Source organism: Streptomyces sp. NPDC004752 (assembly GCF_053601275.1).
Genome location: NZ_JBSGBN010000032.1, coordinates 61,271 through 78,870, shown reverse-complemented (window position 1 = coordinate 78,870; position 17,600 = coordinate 61,271). Strand labels below are relative to the sequence as shown.

The window sequence follows — 17,600 nt, the reverse complement described above, 5'->3', positions numbered from 1 at the left end:
GCTGTGATGGCGCCCTGAAGGGGCGCGGGGAACTGCGCGCTCAGCCACAACACTGCCGCACCCGGCCGCGGGCGCGCCGCGCCATGGCGAGTGCCCGGCCCGTGCAGGCACAGCGCCCAGCGCCTCGTCAGGTCGTCAGGTCCCGTCGGCGCAGGGCCGCAAGGCCGGCGCCGACCAGCGCGACGGCCAGCGCCAGGAGGATGAGCACCGGACTCCACTGCATCGGGCCGCCCGGCAGCTTGGGCAGATGGCCGAAGGGGGACAGGTCGAGCACCGCCTGCGGGACGTCCAGCGCGGGACCGACCCAGCCGATCAGCAGCACCGCACCGGCGACCGCCCAGGCCGCCATCGCGCCGCGCGGCAGCACGCCGTACAGGAGGACCGCCAGGCCGCCGACCACCCAGACGGCGGGCACCTGCACCAGGCACGCCCCGAGGATCGGGCCGACCTGCTTGCCGTAACCGGCGGCGAAGCCAAGCCCGGTCAGGAGCATCAGCACCACCACCCCGCCGAAGGCGATCGTCAGATGGCCCGCCGCCCAGCGCAGCCGGCCCACTGCCCCGGCCAGGACGGGCTCCGCCCGGCCGGTGGTCTCCTCGCCGTACAGCCGCAGCACGGACGAGACGACGTACAGGGCGGCGACGAGGCCCATGATGCCGACCATCGAGGCGAGGAACGCGTCGGTGATCCCGGACTGGCCGCCCAAGCGCGCGAACAGGTCCCGGGCCTGCTTGTTGTCGCGGACCAGGTCGGCCGCGCCATCGGTCATCCCGCCGTAGACCACCCCGGCCAGGAAGAAGCCGATCGACCAGCCGAGGACGCTGCCCCGCTGGAGCCGCCAGGCCAGTGCGCCGGCCGAGCCGAGCCGCCCCTGGGCCGGTCCCGGCAGGGTCGGCAGGAAGCTCATCCCGGTGTCGCGGCGGCCGGCCAGCACATAGGCGACGGCGGCCTGCGCGGCCACGGCCGCGGCGAACAGCAGCAGGACCCACCAGCGTTCGCCGGCGAAGGCCCGCAGGTTCTCCAGCCAGCCGAGCGGGGACAGCCAGGTCAGGGCCGAGGAGCCGTCGGCGGACGCCGAGTCGCCGGCCGCGCGCAGCACGAACGCGGCGCCGAGCACGCCCGCGGTCAGACCGCGGGCCAGCCGTGCGCTCTCCGTCAGCTGGACCACGATCGCCGCCGCCGTCGCGAAGACCATGCCGACCCCGGCGATGCCCAGGCCGAAGGCGAGCGCCCCGGCGCCGCCGTGTCCGGCCAGGCCGGCGCCGACCAGCAGCGTCAGTACGGCGTTCGCCACGGCCGCGGCCAGCAGGCCCGCGGTCAGCGGGGCGCGGCGGCCGACCATGCCGGACGAGACGAGTTCCTGCCGCCCGCTCTCCTCCTCGTCCCGGGTGTGCCGGACCACGATGAGCAGGCTCGTCACCGCGGCGAGCGCGCCCGCGTAGATGCCGACGCGCCAGGCCGTCAGGGCGCCCAGCGAGTCGTCGAAGACCGGGCCGATGAGCGCGCGCAGGGAGGGGTTGGTGTCCATCTGGTGGAGCAGGTCGACGCGCGCGGCGGCGGTGCCGTACAGGCTCGTCAGTGACTTCGGCATGGAGAGGACCATCAGCGCGTTGACCGCGACCCACACCGGGATCAGCACGCGGTCCCGGCGCAGCGCGAAGCGCAGCAGGATGCCGGTGCCGGCCAGGTGCCGGGAACCGCCGGACCGGGCGCCCCGGGCCTCGGGGGCGAGCGCGGCGGCGGTCACCGTGCCACCTCGTCGGTCGCGGCGGGCGTGGCGTTCGCGGCGGTCGCGTCCGTCGTGGCGGTCTCTGCAGTCCCGGCGGTCTCGGCCGTCCCGGCGGTTTCGGGCGTCTCGTCCTCGTAATGCCGCAGGAAAAGCTCCTCCAGCGTCGGCGGGGTCGAGGTCAGCGAGCGCACGCCGGACTCGCTCAGCGAGCGCAGGACCTCGTTCAGCTTGTCCGTGTCGACCTGGAGGCGGACGCGGTGGCCCTGGATGTCGAGGTCGTGGACGCCGGGCAGGTGCGTGAGCCCGTTCGGCGGGCCCGCGAGTTCGGCGCTGACGCTGGTCCGGGTCAGATGGCGCAGGTCCGCCAGGGAGCCGGTCTCCACCGTGCGGCCCGCCCGGATGATGCTCACCCGGTCGCACAGCTCCTCCACCTCGCTGAGGATGTGCGAGGACAGCAGGATCGTGCGGCCCCGGTCGCGTTCCTCCTCGACGCAGTGCTGGAAGACCGCCTCCATCAGCGGGTCGAGGCCGGACGTCGGCTCGTCCAGGATCAGCAGGTCGACGTCCGAGGCGAAGGCGGCGACCAGGGCGACCTTCTGTCGGTTGCCTTTGGAGTAGGTGCGCCCTTTTTTGGTGGGGTCCAGTTCGAAGCGCTCGATCAGCTCCGCGCGGCGCCGCGGATCGAGTCCGCCGCGCAGGCGGCCGTAGAGGTCGATGACCTCGCCGCCGGAGAGGTTGCGCCACAGGGTCACGTCTCCGGGCACGTAGGCGATGCGCCGGTGCACCTCGACGGCGTCTGTCCACGGGTCGCGGCCGAGTACCTGTGCGGCGCCCGAGTCGGCCCGCAGCAGGCCGAGCAGGACCCTGATGGTGGTGGACTTGCCGGCGCCGTTGGGGCCGAGGAAGCCGTGCACCTCGCCGGTCTCGACCTCCAGGTCGAGACCGTCCAGCGCGTGGGTGCGGCCGAAGGACTTGTGGAGTCCCGAGACCGTGATTGCCTTCGTCATGATGGGGAACGTACGCTTCTTTCAGAAATTTGTGAAGTTAAAGAAGTGTATAAACCGCGGGTAGGGTGACCATATGACGGAGTCAACGGTGGCGGGGCGGGATCCGGAGTCGGTCTCGCGGTTTGTGGAGTCCTTCGCGGCGCAGCTCGTCGAGGCGGGCATGCCACGCATGCCGGCCCGGGTGTTCGCGGCGCTGCTGGCCTCCGACACCGGCACGCTGACCTCCGCCGAACTGGGGGACCGGCTCAGAATCAGCCCCGCGGCAGTCTCCGGTGCGGTGCGCTATCTGGCCCAGGTGCACATGGTCTCCCGGGAGCGGGAGCCCGGCTCGCGGCGCGAGCGGTACCGGGTGCACAGCGACCAGTGGTACCAGGCGCTCACCAACCGCGAGGCGATCATCAAGCGCTGGGAGGACGCGCTGCGGGAGGGCGTGGCGAGCCTGGGCGCCGAGACCCCGGCGGGCCGCCGCCTCGCGGAGACCCTCGCCTTCTTCGAGTTCATCGAACAGGACGTGGCGAACATCATGGAGCGCTGGCGACTGCACCGCGAGCGGCTGTACCCGCGAAACACCCCCGACAACCGCACCCCGGCCCGCTCCGCCGACTAGTGCCCCGGCAGGCAACGTTTGCCCGTTGAGGAGCGGCGTCGTGGGGGTCCCCCCTGCTCGAGCGGAGCCGAGAGCTTGGGGGAGCGTGCCGGGCGTCGTGACGGGGCGAACGTTGCCTGTTGGGGCACTGGCACCGTTGCAGGACTACCCCGCGCCCTCGCCCCGCGGGCTACGACCGCGGCCACCTGCTGGACCGGCACGGGCAGCGAGGTGATCGGGAACACCGTCCCGGGGCCGGGGCTACGGGGCTACGGGGCTACGGCAGCGGGGGCGGGAGGGTCAGGGTCCAGGCCCGTTCCCGGAGGGTCCAGGTGCGGCGGCGGACCGGGCCCGTGACCCCCGCGTCCGTCCGGTAGCGGAAGTCCGTTCCGGTCACGGTCACCGTGCGTCCCGACACCCGCAGCGGGGACGCCTCCGCGCCCACCGACACCGGCCGCACCTCGACCTCGACCTCGGCCCGCCCGGCGCTGCCCGGCGTCACCGACACCGCCTCCACCGGCTGGTCCAGGTCGACCAGCGTCGCCCCGTCGACCTCCACCCGCAGCCGGGCCGGACCGGGCGGGGCGGCCGGGGCGGGCCGGGGCGGCCGGGGCGCCAGGGTGCGTACCAGCGACCGGTACGTCGAGCGCAGCCACGGACGCCCGGAGACGGCGGTGGCGCCCACCGGCTCCGCCGGGCGGCCCTCGTGCGGCACGAGCGGCGGGATCCGCAGGGCGCCCAGCACCACCCCGTCGCTGTCGTCCACCAGCAGGTCCATGCGGCGCCCCGTCCCGTCCAGCACCGCCCGTGCGGCCGCCACCGCCCCCGTCGGCACGCCGAGCGTCTCCGCCAGCGCCAGCACACCCCCGACCGGAACCATGGACAGCACACATCCGGCCAGCTCCCGCTGCCGGTGCAGCAGGGACACGGCCCGTACCAGCGCGCGGTCGTCGCCGACCACCACCGGCCGCCGCGACCCACGGCGGGCCAGCGCCCGGGCGAACTCCTCCGGATCGTCCGGCAGGCACACCTTCGTGGTCGCGCCCGCGCTGAGCACGTCTTTCGCGATGCGAACGGACTCGCCGTCGGCCCGCCGGGCAACCGGATCGATGATCACCAGCAGCTGATCGGACGTCGCGAAAGTCGCCACCTCGGTCCTGCCTCGCTTCCTCGGGTAGCATCTTTGTGCAAGAGCCCCTTGCGCGATTGCGCCAGGGGCTTCGTCTATTCCGGGGCATCCGGTCCGACGGTTGTGCGACCAACGGCGGTCGCGGTGGTACGTGGCGGTGAACCCTACGCGTACGCCCCTGACCTTGGACATGCCCCGCCCGGAAGGGGTGTACGCGCGTGCCCGCACTTGTGCTGCTCGGTGCTCAGTGGGGTGACGAGGGCAAGGGGAAGGCCACCGACCTGCTCGGCGGCTCGGTGGATTATGTCGTCCGGTACCAGGGCGGCAACAACGCCGGCCACACGGTTGTCGTCGGCGACCAGAAGTATGCACTCCACCTCCTTCCTTCCGGAATCCTCTCCCCCGGTTGTACGCCGGTCATCGGCAACGGCGTCGTCGTAGACCCATCGGTGCTGCTCTCCGAGCTGAGCGGTCTGAACGAACGCGGTGTCGACACCTCCAAGCTTCTGATCAGCGGTAACGCGCACATCATCACGCCGTACAACGTCACCGTCGACAAGGTGACGGAACGGTTCCTCGGGAAGCGGAAGATCGGTACGACGGGACGCGGTATCGGCCCCACCTACGCCGACAAGATCAACCGCGTCGGTATCCGGGTCCAGGACCTGTACGACGAGTCGATCCTGCAGCAGAAGGTCGAGGCGGCGCTCGACGTCAAGAACCAGATGCTGACCAAGCTCTACAACCGGCGCGCCATCACCGCCGACCAGGTGGTCGAGGAGCTGCTGGGCTACGCGGAGCAGCTCAAGCCGTACGTCGCGGACACGGTGCTGGTCCTCAACGAGGCGCTGGAGCAGGACAAGGTCGTCCTCTTCGAGGGCGGGCAGGGCACGCTGCTGGACATCGACCACGGCACCTATCCGTTCGTCACCTCCAGCAACCCCACCGCGGGCGGGGCCTGCACCGGTGCCGGCGTCGGCCCGACGAAGATCAGCCGGGTCATCGGCATCCTCAAGGCGTACACGACCCGTGTCGGGGCCGGGCCCTTCCCGACCGAGCTGTTCGACGAGGACGGCGAGGCGCTGCGCCGGATCGGCGGCGAGCGGGGCGTCACGACCGGCCGGGACCGGCGCTGCGGCTGGTTCGACGCGGTGATCGCGCGGTACGCGACCCGGGTCAACGGTCTGACCGACTTCTTCCTCACCAAGCTGGACGTGCTCACCGGCTGGGAGCGGATCCCGGTCTGCGTCGGCTATGAGATCGACGGCCGCCGGGTCGAGGAGCTCCCGTACTCCCAGACGGACTTCCACCACGCCAAGCCCGTCTACGAGACGCTGCCGGGCTGGTCCGAGGACATCACCAAGGCCAAGTCCTTCTCCGACCTGCCCAAGAACGCACAGCAGTACGTCAAGGCGCTGGAGGAGATGTCCGGCGCCCCGATCTCCGCGATCGGGGTGGGCCCGGGCCGCGACGAGACGATCCAGATCAACTCGTTCCTGTAGCGGGGCGGGTGGCGTGGGGGACCGCACCCGCGGTCCCCCACGCGCATGAGGCATCGGCATCCTCCGGCGGCGGTCGTCGCGGGTGACTATCGTGCTCGGCATGGACCATCGAGCGGAGGCCGTGCACGCCGAGATCGGGGCCGCGGCGGAGGACGGGGAACTCGCGCTGCTCGACCTGTACCGGTGGCTGCGGCAGGACCCGGAGGCGCGGCGGCATGCCGAGCCGGCCCTGGTGCCAGCCCGACAGGGCGCCGGGACGATGGGCGCGGTCGAGGTCATCGACCTGGTGCTCGGCCAGGGGTTCGCCGCGCTCAACCTGGCCCTGGCCTATGCCGCCTGGCGCACCGCGCGTCCGGCCGCCCCCGCGCTCACCATCACCTCGGGCGACCGCTCGGTCACCGTCCAGGGCGACTGCGACGACGACACGGTGCGGCGGATCGTGGCGGCGCTGGAGGGCGTGGACGCGGAGCGGACCGGCTCGGCCGACGGCGCCCGGCGGGCTGACAGCGCTCGGTCGGCCGACGGCGCCCGGCGGGCTGACAGCGCTCGGTCGGCCGACAGCGCCCAGCAGGCTGACAGCGTCCGGCAGTTGCCGCCGCGGAGCGGGCCGGAGAGCGACTGATGGGGCTGCCGGATCCCGCCGCCTCCCGAGCGGTGGTCATCGGCGTGGACAGCTATGTCTCGCTGGCCGGACTGCCGTCGGTCGCCAACAACGTGACCGGGATCGCGGGGCTGCTCTGCGACCCCGACGTGTGGGGGCTGCCCGCGGAACACTGCGTCCTCCTGCCGAACCCCGTATCCCCCGTCGATGTCGTCGACGTCGTGCAGGCCGCCGCGGCCCAGGCCCGCGACGCCTTCCTGCTGTACTTCGCCGGACACGGGCTGCCGTCCCCGGAGGGCGGACTCCATCTGGCGCTGCCTGACTCGCACGCCGACCGGCTGCACCATGCGGTGGAGTACAGCAGGCTGCGGCACGTCCTGGTCAACGCCTGCCCGGCGCGCAGCCGCGTGGTGATCCTGGACTGCTGCTACAGCGGCGGCGCCATGGAGGGACACCTCGGCGCCACGGCCGACTTCGCCGATCACACCCTGGTGGAGGGGACCTATGTGATGACGGCGTGCGCGGAGACGAAGAAGGCGCTGGCCCCGCCGGACGAGGAGTACACCGCCTTCACCGGCGAACTGCTCAGGACCCTGGGCGAGGGCATCCCGGCCGGACCCGATCTGCTGGACATGAACACGCTGTACTGGCACGTACGGCGGCGGCTGATCGGCCAGGACCGCCCCGTGCCGCAGCAGCGGGCGCGCGGCGCCGGTCACAGCATCACCCTCGTCCGCAACCGCTGGACCGGGGCCAGAACCCCCGAGGCCCTCGCCTACGCGGAGGCGCTGCGCGGCGCCCTTGGGCCCGCCGAGGAGCGCTGGGGCGCCGGACGGCCCCTCGCCGACGCGCTCGGGACGCCCGCCGCCACGCTCGACCGGTATCTGCGGGGCGGGGCCGTCGCGCCCGGAACCTTCCTGGACGGGCTCGCCGCCCTCCTGGCCGGACAGGGCCTCGGGCCCCCGGACGACGAGCTGGCCCGGCTGCACGGACTGCGCCGCCGGGCGCAGCGGGCGGACCCCGACGCCGAGACCCGCCTGCTGCACTGGCAGGAGGAGGTCGACCGGCTCAGGGCCGGTCTCACCCGGGCCGTGCACGAGCGCCGCGCCCTCGACGAGCGGTCCGGCACCCGGCTGTCCGCGCTGGACGCCCGGCTGGCCACGCTGGAGGCCGAACTCGCCGCCACCACCACGCGCGCCGAGACCGCGGAGGCCGAACGTGACGCGGCCCGGACCGCGGTGGACGGGCACCGGCGGCGACTGGACCACGCCCGGGACTACACCCGCCGGATGGCGGACGACCTGGCGGCGCGGCAGGAACAGGTCCGACTCCTGCGGCGTGAGGTCCAGGTGCTGCGCGAGCAGGTCGAGCGGCTGCTCACCGAACCGGCACCACACCCGGCACCGAACCCGGCACCGAATCCGGCGGCACACCCGGCACCGAACCCGGCACCGAATCCGGCGGCACACCTGGCACCGAACCAGGCTCCGGCCTCCGGGGCGGACCGGCCGACGGCGCTCGTCGACGCCGTACCCGCGGCCCAGATGAGCGCACGGACCGGGCCGGACACCGACCGCCCGCCCCCTGACGACGCACCCCCCGACGACCCGCCCCCCGACCCCGGGGAGCGGCCCGAAACCCCCAGGACGCCCCCCACCCGACGGGACGCGCCGGGCTGGCGCGACTTCTGGCTGCTGCTCGTCGCGCTCTGCCTCGGCTACGTCCTCTGCGCCTGGCTCATCACCTTCGCCGGCATCCCGCTGACGCACACCACCGGCCGTGCGCCCGCCACCGCGCCGACCGACGAGAAGACCTACGTCTGGGACGTACGGGACGACGTCACCACCACCTTCCGGCCAGGGCGTGCCGGTGCCGTGGACGGACTCCAGGGCCGGCTCTCCCTCTCGGTCCCGGCCGACTGCGCCGATCGGACGCTGCACTGGCGCATCACCGTCGACGGCGTCCGCAAGGGCGCGGGCGACCTGACGGGACGCCGCTCGTACGACGTATCGACGGACTACGGCCTCGATCGCACCCCGGACCGGATCACGGTCGACGCCTCCTGGGACGGAGGCACCGGCGCCTGCTCCTCCTTCGGCCTGATCTGGCATGAACCCGAACTGTCCAGGAAGTTCGATGTCTGGTTCGTCTTCTGACCACGCTTCTGATCACGCCTCGGATTCGGCCGCCGGTCCCGCCGCCGGTCCCGCCGCCGGTCCCGCCGCCGGGACCGGCAGGCCCTCCACGGCCGCCGAGCGAGCCGTGCTCGCCGTCTTCCTGGCCGCCGTCGGCGCGTTCGCCCTGCTCATCTTCCTCAAGACACCGGGCGAACTGCGCTACCGGGACGGCGCGGAACCCGCCCACCAGGAGGACATGGAGGCCGCGGCGGAGGGCTCGATCCGCACGCACTACTACACCTGGGACGTGAGCCAGGGGATCGACACCACGTTCGACGCCCCGTCGGTCATCGGTCTGCGCGGGTACCGGCTCCGTGGCTTCCTCCATGTCTCGGTACCCGCCGGGTGCGTCGACCGGACGATCCGCTGGCGGCTGAGCGTCAACGGCACGGAGATCGTGTCGCGCGACCTGAAATGGCTCCGGGCGTACGACATCCGGACCGACTACCGCCTGAACAGCCGGCCCCGGACGGTCACCCTCTCCGCCCACTGGGACGGGGGCAGCGCCTCCTGTCCGTCCTTCGGCCTCGTCTGGAACGACCCGGGCGTGCAGACGGACATCTTCTGACCGGCCCGGAGCGGCCGCCTACGCTCCGTCAGAGGACGGCCTGGGACGGATCCGCCTCCATACGGGCCACCGCCGCCCGTACCGCGTCCGCGAACGTCCAGAACTCCGCGGTGACCGAACCGGCCCTGCCCTTGACGGTGTTGGTGCCGAACATGGTCGCCCGCAGCTCCGTCGTCAGTTCCAGCTGGGCGCCCATGCCGAGCAGGGTCCGGTTGCAGATGTTGTCCGGGGAGACCCCGGCGATGTCGTCGTCGGCGGACGCGTCGATCGTCTGGACGCCCGCCGCGCCCAGCGCCTCGCCGAGGTACCGGCGCAGGACGGAGTTGCGACCACCGACCACCACCGCCTCGGGGCGGGACGCCGGGGCGCCCGCCTGGGCGGCCGTACAGCCGTGCACGCTCACCACGTTGAGGGCGCCGGCCGCCAGCGAGCGGGCCATGTGGTCGTCGCAGTGGGTGGAGGTGACATGGAGTTCGGAGTTGCCGCTGGATCTGATGCCCTCGAACATCCAGTAGTCGTACAGCGGCGCCCCGGTCCCGTAGCGGGGTGTGAGGTCCTTCGGGTCGTAACCCGCGATGCCCAGGCACAGTTCGGAGGTGCCGCCCTCGATGCCGCCGCCGTGCAGGGCGAGGATCGCGGTCCGGGGATACGAGCCCGGTGCCGTCGACTGGTCGTCGTCGGTGCAGGCGTGGCGCCGGTGGCGGCGGGCGAAGTCGATGCCCTCGCGTCCGGCGAGCTTCTGGTAGAGGTCCGTGTTGGAGGCGTACAGGTCGGTCGCGGCGGACGCGGGCGCGGCACCGAGCGCGGTGGGCAGCGCGGTGCCGAGTCCGGCGGCGGCGAGGACGGTCAGGACGGAGCGTCGGGAAGTCGTGATCACCTTGTCGATCATGGCGTCGATGATCGCAGGGGCGCGACCGCGCTCCCCACGGAACCAGGCCCCCGCGGAATCGGTCCCCGCGGAATCGGACCCTCAGCTGAAGACGGGGAACCGGGCAGTCAGCTGAAGACGATCATCGAGCCCTGGGCCAGACTCCGGGTGGCCGCGGCGTGCAGGCCGAGCCAGACGTGCCGTTCACGGGCGAACGGGCTCGGGTCGTACGGCGCCGGCCCGGCCGGCTCCTCCAGTTCCGTAGGCGCGCTCGGCGGTTCGGGGGCGGCCGGCGGGTTGGCCGGATCGATACCGATCGCCGGGGCCACCTGTTCCAGGTCCCGCAGCAGCGCCTGCGAGGAGCCCAACGGGCCGCCGCCCGCCAGCAGTTCGTCGTTGGACAGCGGCTGCGGGAAGTCCACCGGGACATAGGCGCCGGCGTGGTCGTAGTGCCAGACCAGATGCGACTGCTGGGCCGTCGACTCGAACATCTCCAGCAGTTGCTCGTAGTCCCCGCCCAGGTCGTCCACCGGGGTCACCGGCAGCCCGCACACCTGGAGCAGATAGGCCCGGCGCAGGAAATGCAGCGCGTCGTAGTCGAAACCGGCCACCGGGGCGACATCGCCGGACAGGCCCGGCATGTACTGGTACACCGGCACCGGTGGCAGCCCGGACTCGGCGAGCACCTCGTTGTATTGCGCGAGTTCCTCGGCGAACGGGTTGTCGGGGGTGTGGCACAACACGTCGACGAGCGGTACCAGCCACAGGTCACAGGCCAAAGAGGGCTCCTCGCATCGGCACGCGGCGCGCTTGCACGCACGGCAGGTGGTCAGGGAAGGGTAGTCGGTGCGGCACGGGGTCAGCTCCCCCTGTGCAGGTCCCATACCCACACCCCGCCGGTCCACTTCCCCGGCCGGCCGGTCAGCTTCGTCACGGCATCGCGCAGCGGACCGTCGTTGGTCTGCGGGGCGAGCACCAGGACGCCCGCCCTCCAGTACGCGAAGTCCCGCCGGGCCTGCGCCCGCCAGTTCGCGCCGATCTCCGGGACCACGCCCGTGTAGTGGACCTCGCGCAGCATGTTGGAGGTGTAGCGGGGGGAGGCGCCGTAGATGCCGATGCGGTCCGCACCGTAGGGGCCGTTGAAGTAGCCGCCGGGCAGCCGGAAGCCGAGGCCCGCCGCGGTCTGCCAGTGCAGCGCCTCCGCGGCGCCGGGGTCGGGCAGCGGCACCGGGACCAGCGACTCGCCCTTGTGGACGTACGGCTTCCACATCCCGTCCGCGATGAACGCCGGCACCGGGGCCCGCGGCACGGACTTCAGCGGCGCCGGGACCAGCGGAAGCAGCGCCAGGGCGACGCCGAGCAGCCCGACGTACTGGGTCGCCGCGGCGCGGGTCGCGGCCAGCCGGTCCACGGCGATCGCGAGCAGGATGCCGAGCGCGGGCGCGCAGATCATCGCCAGTCGGCCCTCGATGACCGACTCGAACAGCGGCCGATGGGCCAGCGCCGCCCACGGGCCGCGGAAGACGGTGTCGGTGAGCGGCATGCGGATCCGCGGGCCGAGCGACAGCAGCGCGGCGGCCACCGCCGTGAACGCCAGCGCCTTGACCAGGGCCCGCTCCCACAGCCGTACGACGATCGCGAAGGCGAGGGCGACCAGCGGCCAGCCGTAGAAGGCGTTCTGCTCCGTGGGGTTGAGCGAGAGGGAACCCGCGATCTGGGCGTCGCCGGCGATCAGGGAGCGCTCGGCGAAGGCGAGCAGCGAGAGAGGGCTGTTGCCCGCGTTGTCGCCGTGCAGGACGCTCTTGTAGCTCTGCGGGCCGGCGAACTGCCAGTACAGCGGGAAGGCGACCAGCGGCAGACAGACCGCCGCGCCGATCAGCAGGCCCCTGGCCAGGGGCCGCCAGACCCGCCGCGCCACATCCCGGCGAACGGCCCCGTAGCCGGCGGCGAACAGCAGCATGCCGATCGAGGCGAGCAGCAGTGGCTCCTCGCCGAGGAAGATCTGGTAGGTCGCCATCAGCCCCAGCACGATCCCGTCCCGCACCACGCGGGCGCCCGCGCACAGCCGCAGGGCGCGGTCGATGATCAGCGGGATCATGAACAGGACCACGAAGTTGGGGTGCGCGTTGGCGTGGCTGACCATCGGCGGGGCGAAGGCGGCCAGGGACGCGCCGAGGAACGCGGCGGCCCGCTGCCGCACCACCCGTTTCACGATCAGCCAGTACCAGGCGGCCGCGGTGGCGGCCAGGCCCAGCGCCATGCACACGCTCAGCGAGACCGCCGGACCGGCCAGCAGCGTGAGCGGCGCGAACGGCACGGACAGGCCCAGCATGACCGTGTTGGCCATCAGGTTGACGCCGTCGGGGAAGCCTTGCAGGTCGGTGAAGAGCGGGTTGCGCAGATGGGCGACGTTGTCGGCCGTCACCGCGAAGAACCACTCCCACTGGTTCTGGTCCTGCAACGAGTCCGGGAGATAGCGGTGGGCCGGGTCGAGAAGGCGGCCCGAGTAGAGCAGGACCGCCATCAGCAGGAACAGGACGGTCGCCAGCAGATCGGCGGGGCGCAGCGCGCGGGCCCGCAGCCGGGCCAGGTCGGCCAGCACGCGCGCGTAGTCGAGCGGGCCGATCTTCGAACCGGGCTGGTGGCTCCAGCGCACCGGGACCTCGGCTATCGGCCAGCCCGAGCGGTGGAAGCGCTGGAGCACCTCCACGTCGATGCCCCAGCCGTCGAGCCGGGAGGCCGCGAACACCGTGCGCGCCTGGTCTCCGTCGAACAGTTTGAAACCGCACTGGGTGTCCCGTATGCCGGGCACCGCGGTGGCGCGGATCAGCAGGTTGCCGGCGCGGCCGAGCCATTCGCGGACCCGGTGCTGCCGGTGTGCGATGTCCGCGCCCGGCACCGAACGCGAACCGATCGCCACCGCGTTCCCCTCGCTGAGCGCCTTGTCGAGCCGCTCCAACTCCTCGATGGGGGCGGCCAGATCGGCGTCGGTGACCAGCACCCGCCGCCCGCGCGAGTCGGCGACCCCGAGCCGCAGGGCATGGCCCTTGCCCCGGTTGCGCGGGGCGGTGACCAGCCGGACCTGCGGATGCCCGAGCCGGGTGACGACGTCCCCGGTGCCGTCGGTCGACCCGTCGTCGGCGACGACGACCTCCCACTCGCCCCAGCGGCCCTCGTTCTCGCCCAGGTAGCCGGTGATGGCGGCGAGGGTGGGGCCGAGGCGCGCCGCCTCGTTGTAGGCGGGGACCACGACGGTGAGGTCGACCGCTCCGGTACCGCCGCTCACCGGGCCGCCAACTGCTCGATGAGGGCGAAGGCGTGCGCGTTGTACTCGGTGACGACCGCGCGGGCCGCGGCGGCGTCCCGGCGCACCAGCGCGTCGACCAGTTCGGTGTGGCCGGACCACAGCAGTCCGCGCAGATCCGGCAGAAGGCGCAGGTGCTGTACCGCGCACACCCAGGACAGCAGGCGCAGCCGGTGCAGAAAGTCGGCGAGGTAGGGGTTGCCGAACAGGCCGCTCAGCTCGCGCCAGAAACGCAGGTCGTAGCCGATGAGCACGCTCAGGTCGCCGGTGCCCGCCGCGCGCCGGGCCTCCTCGCCGCGCCGCCGCACCGTGGCGAGGGCCGCCGCGATCCGCGGTTCGGCCGGGTCCTGGAAGGCGTTGTGACCGTCGGCGAGGGCCTGGAATATGCCGTCGGTGATCAGGCTGCGGGCCTCGACCATGCCCCAGTAGTCCGTCAGCGAGTACTCCGGGACGCGGAAACCGCGGTGCTGGTCGGCCTCCAGGATGCCCTGCGCGGACAGATCGACCAGCGCCTCCCGGACCGGGGTCGCCGACACGCCGTACTGCTCGGCGATCTCCTTCACCGTGAACTCGCGCCCCGGCTGGAGCCGGCCGGCGAGCACCTCGTCACGCAGCGCGTCCGCGATCTGCTGGCGCAGGGTGCTGCGCGTCACGGCCCCGTTGCCCGGCATGGTCGGCGGTCTCTCCTCACACGTGCGGGTGACGTACTCGCTTATGTCTACGAGCACGCCACCTTACGCGTTCGGGTTGCGCCCGGTGAGAATCGGTGCTGCGCAGGCCCTCACTCCGTGTAGGTATCGGCCACGCTCAGGGCGGCGTCCAGGGCCGCGAGACCCTCCTTCAGGTCGGCCTCGGAGACGTTGCAGGGCGGTACGACATGGGTGCGGTTCATGTTGACGAAGGGCCACAGGCCGTGCTGCCTGGCGGCGGCGCCGAACGCGGCCATCGGCGCGTTCGCCTCGCCCGCCGCGTTGTACGGCACCAGCGGCTCCCGGGTGTCCCGGTTCTTCACCAGGTCGAGGGCCCAGAACATGCCGACGCCGCGCACCTCGCCCACGCTGGGGTGCCGCTCCGCCAGTTGGCGCAGCCCCGGCTCCAGCACGGACGCGCCCAGCCGCTTCGCGTTGGCGACGATGCCCTCCTCCGCCATCACGTTGATCGTGGCGACGGCGGCGGCGCAGGCCAGCGGATGGCCGGAGTACGTCAGGCCGCCCGGGTAGGGGCGCCTGCCGAAGGTCTCGGCGATCTTCCCGGAGATGGCCACACCGCCGAGCGGCACATATCCGGAGTTCACGCCCTTCGCGAAGGTCAACAGGTCGGGCACGACGCCGAACAGGTCGGCCGCGAACCACTCGCCGGTCCGCCCGAACCCGGCCATGACCTCGTCCAGGACGAAGACGATCCCGTACTTGTCGCACAGCTCCCGCACGCCCGCGAGGTAACCCGGCGGCGGCACCATGATGCCCGCCGTGCCCGGGATCGTCTCCAGGACGATCGCGGCGACGGTGCCCGGACCCTCGAAGGCGATCGTGGTCTCCAGGTGCTCCAGCGCCCGGGCGCACTCCTGCTCCTCGGTCTCGGCGTAGAAGCGGGAGCGGTAGAGGAACGGCGCCCAGAAGTGGACGACCCCGGCGGAGCCGCTGTCGGAGGGCCAGCGGCGCGGGTCGCCGGTGAGGTTGACCGCCTGCTGGGTGCCGCCGTGGTAGGAGCGGTACGCCGACAGCACCTTCGGGCGGCCCGTGTGCAGCCGGGCCATGCGGACGGCATGCTCGATCGCGTCCGCGCCGCCGTTGGTGAAGAAGATCTTGTCGAGGTCGCCCGGTGTCCGCTCGGCGATCAGCCGGGCCGCCTCGGAGCGGGCCTCGACCGCGAACGCGGGCGCGAACGTGGTCAGGGACCCGGCCTGCTCCTGGATCGCGGCGACCACCTTCGGGTGCTGGTAGCCGATGTTGGTGAAGACGAGCCCGCTGGTGAAGTCCAGATACCGGGTGCCGTCGTAGTCCCAGAAGTACGACCCTTCCGCGCCGGCCACGGCGAGCGGGTCGATGAGTTCCTGAGCGGACCAGGAGTGAAAGACATGCGCACGGTCCGCGGCCTTCACGGCGGCGCCGGCGTCGGGGTTCGGCTGAGGGGTCATGGCCGCGAGCGTAGATGTCCGGGATACGGACCGGACATCGGCGTCCTGTTCCGTGGTCGGGCGATTTTAGCGACAGGTTGTCGACGCCGACGGCTTCGCAGCACTCGGGATCATGCCCGGCGCCAGCCCCGCTGCCGCTTGGGCTCGGATTCCGTGCCGTCCGGGCTCGGGTCTGGTGTCGTCTGGGCTTGGGCCCCGGGTCGCCCCAGGTTCTTGGGTCCGGTACCGCCCTGGCATACGGGCCTCGTGCCGCCTGGGCTCGGGTTCCGTGTCGTCCGGGCTCGGGCCTGGTGCTGCCCCGGGCTTGGGTCTGGTGTCGTCTGGGCTCGGGCCCCGGGTCGCCCCGGGCTCTCGGGTCCGGTACCGCCCCGGACATGGGCCCTGTGCCGTCTGGGCTCGGGGTTTGGTGTTGCCCCGAACTTGGGCCTGGTGTTGCCCTGGATACGGGTCCCGTGCCGCCTGGGGCTTGGGTCTGGTGTTGCCCTGGATACGGGTCCCGTGCCGCCTGGGGCTTGGGTCTGGTGTTGCCCTGGATACGGGTCCCGTGCCGCCTGGGGCTTGGGCCTGGTGTCGTCTGGGCTTGGGCTCCGGGTCGCCCCGGGCTCTCGGGTCCGGTACCGCCTCGGACATGGGCCCTGTGCCGTCTGGGCTTGGGTCGTGTGTTGCCTGGGCTCGGGGTCCGGTGTTGCCCCGAACTTGGGCCTGGTGCTGCCCTGGATACGGGTCCCGTGCCGCTCGGGGCTTGGATCTGGTGTTGCCCCGGACCTGGGCCCCGTGTCGCCCCGGGCAGGGATATGCCGGAACCGCGCGCACCGCCCCGGGCGACTCCTTCCAGGGCCGCACTATTCTCGGTCCGAGGCCGACATACAGGGGGAGGCGGCGGTTCCGTGGAGAAGCTGGGACCTGGGGATCCGCGCGGGATCGGGGCGTACCGACTGCTGGCGCGGCTGGGCGCGGGCGGGATGGGGCATGTGTACCTGGCCCGCTCGGACCGGGGCCGCACCGTCGCGGTGAAGCTGGTACGCGGGGAACTCGCCGAGCAGGAGGAGTTTCGGGCGCGGTTCCGGCAGGAGGTGCGGGCCGCCCGGCGGGTCGGCGGCCACTGGACGGCGCCGGTCCTGGACGCGGACACCGAGGCCGCGGTGCCGTGGGTGGCCACCGGGTATGTCGCCGGGCCCGCCCTGCAGCAGGTCGTCGGGCGTGACCACGGGCCGCTGCCCGAGCGCTCGGTGCGGATCCTCGCCGCCGGGCTCGCGCACGCGCTCCAGGACATCCACGCCGCCGGGATCGTGCACCGCGACCTCAAGCCGTCCAACGTGCTCGTCACCATCGACGGGCCGCGGGTCATCGACTTCGGGATCGCGCGGGCGCTGGAGACCCTGGCCGGGGACGGACTCACCCGCACCGGCTCGCTGGTCGGCTCGCCCGGCTTCATGGCGCCCGAGCAGGTGCGCGGCGACCGGATCACGCCCGCCTGCGACGTGTTCTGCCTCGGTTCCGTGCTCGCCTACGCGGCTACCGGCTCGCTTCCCTTCGGCGGCGCCAACAGCGGGGTGCACGCCCTGATGTTCCGCATCGCCCAGGAGGAGCCCGACCTCGCGGGCGTCCCCGAGGGCATCGCCGACCTCGTCCGCGAATGCCTGCGCAAGGACCCGGCCGCGCGGCCGACGCTGGACCGGATCCTGGAGTACACCGGCGCGGAGAACACGGTGTCCGACGGCCGGTCACGGGACCCATGGCTGCCCGCCGCCCTGGTGGCCCAACTCGGTCGGCACGCCGTCCAGTTGCTTGAAGTGGAGGACCCGGAGGGCCCGGCCGCCCCGGACGCTCCGCCGGGCGCGGCGGGCCCGGCGGGGGCTCGGGGCGCGGATCCCTCGGGGGCGCCCGGCGGACATCCGGCGGGCGGCGGCGGGGGGGGCCGGGGCCGGGGGGGGGCGGGGGGGGGACACCGGCGGGCCCCCCCCCCCCCCCCCCCCCCCCCGCCCCGGGCCT

Annotated in this window: 14 protein-coding genes; 6 read left to right on the top strand and 8 right to left on the bottom strand. The window is 72.9% G+C overall.

The window, feature by feature from the left end:
• Positions 1–127: 127 nt before the first annotated feature.
• On the bottom strand, positions 128–1,747 hold the full coding sequence (locus ACWEKM_RS16120) for an ABC transporter permease (RefSeq protein ID WP_451621800.1): 1,620 nt from the start codon (positions 1,745–1,747) through the stop codon (positions 128–130).
• Positions 1,744–2,736, bottom strand: coding sequence for an ABC transporter ATP-binding protein (locus tag ACWEKM_RS16115; protein WP_451621799.1), 993 nt, complete (start codon positions 2,734–2,736; stop codon positions 1,744–1,746). Before ACWEKM_RS16115 ends, ACWEKM_RS16120 begins: the two co-directional genes overlap by 4 nt.
• Positions 2,737–2,809: 73 nt before the next feature.
• Here ACWEKM_RS16115 and ACWEKM_RS16110 point away from each other — a divergent pair, with 73 nt between their 5' ends.
• Positions 2,810–3,343, top strand: a complete 534-nt coding sequence (locus ACWEKM_RS16110) for a GbsR/MarR family transcriptional regulator (RefSeq protein WP_451621798.1) — start codon at positions 2,810–2,812, stop codon at positions 3,341–3,343.
• A 256-nt stretch (positions 3,344–3,599) separates the two neighbouring features.
• Here the strand turns inward: ACWEKM_RS16110 and ACWEKM_RS16105 are convergent, their stop codons facing one another.
• On the bottom strand, positions 3,600–4,472 hold the full coding sequence (locus ACWEKM_RS16105) for a diacylglycerol kinase (RefSeq protein ID WP_451621797.1): 873 nt from the start codon (positions 4,470–4,472) through the stop codon (positions 3,600–3,602).
• Positions 4,473–4,669: 197 nt separating this feature from the next.
• On the opposite strand from ACWEKM_RS16105, the gene ACWEKM_RS16100 reads away from it, so the two are divergent.
• From ACWEKM_RS16100 to ACWEKM_RS16085, 4 genes are all read left to right on the top strand, one after another.
• Positions 4,670–5,953, top strand: a complete 1,284-nt coding sequence (locus ACWEKM_RS16100) for an adenylosuccinate synthase (RefSeq protein ID WP_451621796.1) — start codon at positions 4,670–4,672, stop codon at positions 5,951–5,953.
• A gap of 100 nt (positions 5,954–6,053) precedes the next feature.
• Positions 6,054–6,575: an effector-associated constant component EACC1 gene (locus ACWEKM_RS16095; RefSeq protein WP_451621795.1), complete on the top strand. Its 522-nt coding sequence runs from the start codon at positions 6,054–6,056 to the stop codon at positions 6,573–6,575.
• Positions 6,575–8,710 carry a caspase, EACC1-associated type gene (locus tag ACWEKM_RS16090; protein ID WP_451621794.1) on the top strand — a complete coding sequence of 712 codons (2,136 nt, stop codon included), beginning with the start codon at positions 6,575–6,577 and terminating at the stop codon, positions 8,708–8,710. The genes ACWEKM_RS16095 and ACWEKM_RS16090 overlap by 1 nt, the downstream gene beginning before the upstream one ends.
• Positions 8,691–9,299, top strand: a complete 609-nt coding sequence (locus tag ACWEKM_RS16085) for a hypothetical protein (RefSeq protein ID WP_451621793.1) — start codon at positions 8,691–8,693, stop codon at positions 9,297–9,299. Before ACWEKM_RS16090 ends, ACWEKM_RS16085 begins: the two co-directional genes overlap by 20 nt.
• Positions 9,300–9,327: 28 nt before the next feature.
• Here the strand turns inward: ACWEKM_RS16085 and ACWEKM_RS16080 are convergent, their stop codons facing one another.
• From ACWEKM_RS16080 to ACWEKM_RS16060, 5 genes are all read right to left on the bottom strand, one after another.
• A complete protein-coding gene (locus ACWEKM_RS16080; RefSeq protein WP_451621792.1) occupies positions 9,328–10,188 on the bottom strand; it encodes a poly-gamma-glutamate hydrolase family protein in 861 nt (286 codons plus the stop codon).
• Between the two features lie 107 nt (positions 10,189–10,295).
• Positions 10,296–10,946 (bottom strand): hypothetical protein, encoded by a 651-nt coding sequence (locus ACWEKM_RS16075; RefSeq protein ID WP_451621791.1) that lies wholly within the window; start codon positions 10,944–10,946, stop codon positions 10,296–10,298.
• An 80-nt stretch (positions 10,947–11,026) separates the two neighbouring features.
• Complete coding sequence (locus tag ACWEKM_RS16070; RefSeq protein WP_451621790.1) at positions 11,027–13,453, bottom strand: glycosyltransferase; 2,427 nt, start codon at positions 13,451–13,453, stop codon at positions 11,027–11,029.
• Entirely contained in the window at positions 13,450–14,142 is a 693-nt protein-coding gene (locus ACWEKM_RS16065; RefSeq protein WP_451621803.1) for a GntR family transcriptional regulator, read from the bottom strand. The genes ACWEKM_RS16070 and ACWEKM_RS16065 overlap by 4 nt, the downstream gene beginning before the upstream one ends.
• Before the next feature lie 110 nt (positions 14,143–14,252).
• Positions 14,253–15,608 carry an aminotransferase class III-fold pyridoxal phosphate-dependent enzyme gene (locus tag ACWEKM_RS16060; RefSeq protein WP_451621789.1) on the bottom strand — a complete coding sequence of 452 codons (1,356 nt, stop codon included), beginning with the start codon at positions 15,606–15,608 and terminating at the stop codon, positions 14,253–14,255.
• An 887-nt stretch (positions 15,609–16,495) separates the two neighbouring features.
• Between ACWEKM_RS16060 and ACWEKM_RS16055 the strand changes: the two genes are divergently transcribed.
• Positions 16,496–17,600: serine/threonine-protein kinase (locus tag ACWEKM_RS16055; RefSeq protein ID WP_451621788.1), on the top strand; the 1,105-nt coding region annotated here is incomplete at its 3' end.